This window comes from Coleofasciculus sp., assembly GCF_046539235.1.
Lineage (GTDB): Bacteria > Cyanobacteriota > Cyanobacteriia > Cyanobacteriales > Coleofasciculaceae > Coleofasciculus.
The window spans coordinates 1-5,120 of sequence record NZ_JBKHHI010000449.1; the positions used below are offsets into that span (position 1 = coordinate 1).

Consider the following 5,120-nt stretch of genomic DNA (forward strand, 5'->3'; position numbering starts at 1 on the left):
GAGGGGGATCTGAAGGGGGACTTTGATCTACTGTACTTTATTACAGCGCAAAGTGCTGTAATGTTCCTGTCGGGGCGGGTTTAGCCGTTTAATTGGGATAGTGATGGATAAGATATCAACAAAATCCGCTTTTTATTGGGAAGCTGTAACCGTTAATGTTCCTGTAGGGGCGACCCGCTTGCATAAAGTAACGACGGTATCCACTCAATTGACTCGGGTCGCCCTTTACTGTGTCGGCGAAAGCCTTATGGTGTCTGGGGTTGAGGGGAGTTTTCCTGGGTTCATCTACACCACTCGCCATAAGGCTGAAACCCTATATTTTTCGTTGAGTGGTGTCGATGCCTTACTGGGAGAGGGTTTGAGGCGTGTGTTTTGTTCAATTTTGGCGCGGGTGGGTTATAATTTCAGCAGTGGTGTCGATTCGGCGGCTGAAACCCTTTCTGGGCAAGGGCTGTCAGATGAACTCCCTACCGACTGGGTTAAATCGGATTAGTTGGAAACTGTTATCTCCGTTGGAGATACCCATTATTGTAATCGACCCTACCGACTGGGTTAAATCGGATTAGTTGGAAACACTTGTCACAGATAACATTCGTCATTTTTTCTGAAAACCCTACCGACTGGGTTAAATCGGATTAGTTGGAAACCCCTGACGAGTAAAAAACCGTCAGACCGTTGTTTTAAGTTAACCCTACCGACTGGGTTAAATCGGATTAGTTGGAAACTTAGGTACACGCTAATTCCGTGTCCTTACCTAAACCATTAGGTTAAAATCCAAGACAGCTTAATTCCCAACCGCCCATTGAGTAAAGGGCGACCCGACCTGATTGAGTGGGCGGGTATTTCCCATTGATGCAAGCGGGTCGCCCCTACAGGTTTGAATGAATGCTTAATTGATGCAAAATTTCAGGAAATTGGATTATCTTGAAACGGGATAAGATTGATTTACTCAACCGCAAATTTAGTAAAGGGCGACCCGACAAAATTGAATATAGCAATCGCCATAGCGGTTAGGAGGTATCTTATGGTAGAGACGTTGCGGCGGAGGAGTCTCTACAACAGTTTGTTTGTACTAATCGATGTGTCTACTGCTATAAATTGGTGTTGTTGATTGATGTAAGTGGGTCGCCCCTACATTTTTTAATTGATGCCAAATTATTAATTAAAGGTGCGTTATGCTGCGAAGATAGCACCCTACAATTTGGTGATGATTTGCAACGATTTAGCGACGATTTGGCTGGATGCGCGGAGGTGCGCCTGGATAATATAGCATTACGCATTGAGGTTAGGACAATAAAATTGGGTGAAAAGGCAACAGGCAACAGGCAACAGGCAACAGGGGAATGTCCTAACGTATCCCGATAGTGCTATACCAATCCATCAAACTACGATAACTTGGCGATACTATAGCCGTTAACCATTATTTGGAAAAACCCTATTCCAGTCAGTGGATACCCTAAAAGCAATCATGCATAGAATTGGCGGGTATCGGCTATGAACTTAGAACTGGACTGGTTAAAATTTGGGTACAAGTGGATGTTTAACCGGGAGTATCGCCTGCATTTAACCGGATTTCGTCCAGAGGTGATTTGCCTGATAGAATCCACGGAACCCCAAAAACATTATCTGTTGGTCCAACCCCAACGCGATCGCACAATTTGGATGCCTCCCCAAGAAGGAATCCATCTGGGGGAAACCCTGCACGGGGCGGCGATGCGCTGCTTACAGACAGAATTAGGATTAACCGAATCTCAGGTGCAATTCCGCCGCAGTCTCTGGGTGGGTAAGCGGTTATTTCCCCACTATCGCCGCGATGAACGGGATTTGGTTTATTCTATGCATGGATGGATCGATAAGACGCGAATGATTGGTAAAGCCTATTTTGCCGCACTAATTATTGCTGATTCCCAAGCCATAATTCAGCCTAACTCAGCCGAAATCTATCACTATCAGTGGGTAAAAGCAAGTCAATTTCTCTGGTTAATTCAAACCAATTCCCCAGAAAAGCGAAAAATCCTCTACCAAGCCTTAATCACCTTAAATAGGTAGAGAAAATAACACTTAACGGTGGATATCCTCATTGGCATTCAAAGATATAACTTTCTCTCCCCCGGCTTCCCCCGCTCCCCCGGCTTCCCCTGCTCTTCCTATCTACTACGTTTGAGCGCAACTCAGGATAAGATTTTCATAGGGGCGTTGTTTCAACTCACGCCGTCGAACCGTCAACCATCTTGCCAAACTCTCCTCCCCTCCGACTTATGCCTCAACCCCAATGGCACGTTCAACCCTCTGCAAATGTTCCCCAATGGTTCCTCGATGCGGTTAAATCCTACGCCCCCGCATCAGACGGATATTACGCCGCCCAATTATTATGGCAACGCGGAATTCGGGAGTTAAATCAATTAGCTGGATTTATTAATCCCGACTTATATCAACCCGCGAGTCCCTTTGAATTTGGTCAGGAAATGAAACGGGCAGTACAGCGATTGCAGCAAGGGCGGGATAAGGGGGAAAAAGTAACGATTTGGGGAGACTTTGACGCAGATGGAATTACCGCAACCAGCGTTTTATGGGACGGATTGGGGCAGTTTTTGCCGCAGAATCAACAACTCACCTATTACATTCCCAATCGTCTCACCGAATCTCACGGCTTGAATTGTCCAGGAATTGACCAACTAGCAGAATCAGGAACTCAACTGATTGTCACCTGCGATACGGGAAGCACAAATCTCAGCGAAATTGACTATGCTGATCAGTTAGGAATAGACATCATTATTACCGATCATCATACATTGCCAGAGGAGCGCCCAAACGTCGTTTCGATTATCAATCCTCGCTACTTTGCCGAAACCCATCCCCTGTTTCATCTCTCTGGTGTGGCGGTAGCCTATAAGTTAGTCGAGGCACTGTATCAAACATTACCCGATATTCCCCAACAATCTTTAGAAGATTTATTAGATTTAGTAGCAATTGGTTTAATTGCTGATTTAGTCCAACTGAGTGGTGATTGTCGCTATTTAGCCCAACGGGGAATTGAAAAGTTACAGCAACAATTGAAAACCCGCACCCGTCCCGGTATAGCTAAACTTTTAGAACTCTGTCAACGCAATGGCGATCGCCCCACAGATATTTCCTTTGGCTTAGGTCCAAGAATTAATGCAGTAAGTCGGATTCAGGGGGATGCATCTTTTTGTGTGGAATTATTAACCCGTCGCGATGAAGCCTATACTCAAACCTTAGCCTTAGAAACCGAATTAGCTAATAGTCGCCGCAAATCCTTACAGAAAGATATTACGGAACAGGTTAAACGGAAACTAGCACAACTTGACCTATCAACCACCTGTGTTATTGTCCTAGATGATCCCCAATGGTCCGCCGGAGTATTAGGCTTAGTCGCGGGTCAAATTGCCCAGGAATATGGACGCCCGACAGTTTTATTAAGTACAGGCGAAGAGTGGGGCGGCGAAGATGCAGAGGAGACAAAGGAGAAAGGAGAGTTAACTCAACATTCTGTTAGGGCGGGTTTTGAACAAAGGTTATCACCAATAGGGCAACTAAATTCCCTAAACCTGCCCCTACACCCTCAAAACCAGGTTCCCTACGAGGGTGGCGAAGGTTCAACACTCAACACTTTACCGATCGCCAGAGGTTCTGCCCGTTCCGTGAATGGAATTGACCTGTATGAATTAGTCCAATCCCAAGCCCATCTCTTACACCGATTCGGCGGACATCCCTTTGCCGCCGGGTTAAGTTTACCTGTAGAAAATATTCCCTTATTTAGCGAAGGGATTAATCAAAAGTTACGCCAACAACTCGCCGCCCAAGACGCCTTGTTATCCCCGGTAGTTACCGCTGATATTGTCGTAACGGTTGCGGCTTTAGGCAAACCGTTATTCCAGGAACTGAAACTTTTAGAACCTTGTGGCATGGGAAATCCGATTCCCAAATTGCTAATTGAAAACTGCTGGTTTGAATCAGTTTGGAATCGTAATACCCAGGACTTGAAAGGGAAAAAAGTACAATATATTAAAACCGAATTAGAAATCTGGGATGATTCCACAAGTATGGGATTTCCAGGGATCTGGTGGGGACATTATCGCGATGAAGTTCCCAAAGGTCGATGTAATGCGATTGTAGAACTGGACTATAATAACTTTAAAAAACGTCCCGAAGTGCGCTTAGTCGCGGTTCAATCGGGGGATAGGATTTCCTCATTTAATCTTCCCAGTCAACTGGATTGGATTTTAGATTGGCGCGATGGGATGCAGGAGGATAGCGAGAACCTGCTGTCGATGTCCAATCCTTTGACGCCACCCGCCTTAGTAGGCGAACCCGGGAAAAATCTCACCTCTGAACCCAGTGATCCGTTAACCGTTCGCGAATGTCCCACCAGTTGGGATGAATTGCAACTCTGGTTTAGACGGGCGATGCAAAGCGAACGAAAATTAGCGATCGCGTATCCGCCACCGCCTCAACTCTCATCCCGCCAGGTGTGGGAGACATTAGTCGGACTAGCTAAATTCCTCAGTCGCACTGGGAAATCCGCTACCCTAGGGCAATTGCAAGACAAGTTAGAATTAAGCGATCGCACCTTACATCGGGGACTCACCGCCCTTTCTGGGTTAGGGTTTCAGGTAACCCACCAAGGCGGGTCAATCCAAATCAGTGGGTCAATTGGGGAGTGGGATGGAGACGCGATCGATCCAACCACAAAAGAAAGCATTCAACTCTTTTTATCCGCTGTCGAAGAAGAACAATTTTTGCGTCACTATTTTTATCAGGTTCCCTTATCCACCATTCATGGAATGTTAGCGCTATCAACAAATAGGGGCTGCTGAAAAAGTGCTGTGGTGAGGGGAAGCGGGGGAAGCCGGGGAAGCAATGTAGAGACGTGCCATGGCGCGTCTGGAAGCTGGGGGAGCAAGGGTACATTTTCCTGATAGTGGTGCAAGGGTTTTGATGAGTTTTATTTATGGTGAAGACAGCGCAACCACTTGACCGGACATAAAATGAACCCGTTTTAACGGGTTTTAGCATTTAGCCGGAACTTTAGTTCCCGGCTTGATGCTTGCTCGAACAAAACTTGACCGGACAAAACACGAACCCGTTTTAACGGGTTT

At 46.2% G+C, this 5,120-nt stretch carries 3 protein-coding genes; all 3 read left to right on the forward strand.

Annotation, left to right across the window (positions count from 1 at the left end):
• Window positions 1-103 precede the first annotated feature (103 nt).
• The 3 genes from ACLFWI_RS26450 (at window position 104) to ACLFWI_RS26460 (ending at window position 4,838) form a co-directional block, all read left to right on the forward strand.
• Window positions 104-493, forward strand: coding sequence for a hypothetical protein (locus tag ACLFWI_RS26450; protein WP_446415398.1), 390 nt, complete (start codon window positions 104-106; stop codon window positions 491-493).
• 1,001 nt (window positions 494-1,494) lie between these two features.
• Window positions 1,495-2,049: an NUDIX domain-containing protein gene (locus ACLFWI_RS26455; RefSeq protein WP_446410784.1), complete on the forward strand. Its 555-nt coding sequence runs from the start codon at window positions 1,495-1,497 to the stop codon at window positions 2,047-2,049.
• A 209-nt stretch (window positions 2,050-2,258) separates the two neighbouring features.
• Window positions 2,259-4,838: a single-stranded-DNA-specific exonuclease RecJ gene (locus tag ACLFWI_RS26460; protein WP_446410783.1), complete on the forward strand. Its 2,580-nt coding sequence runs from the start codon at window positions 2,259-2,261 to the stop codon at window positions 4,836-4,838.
• Window positions 4,839-5,120: the final 282 nt, after the last annotated feature.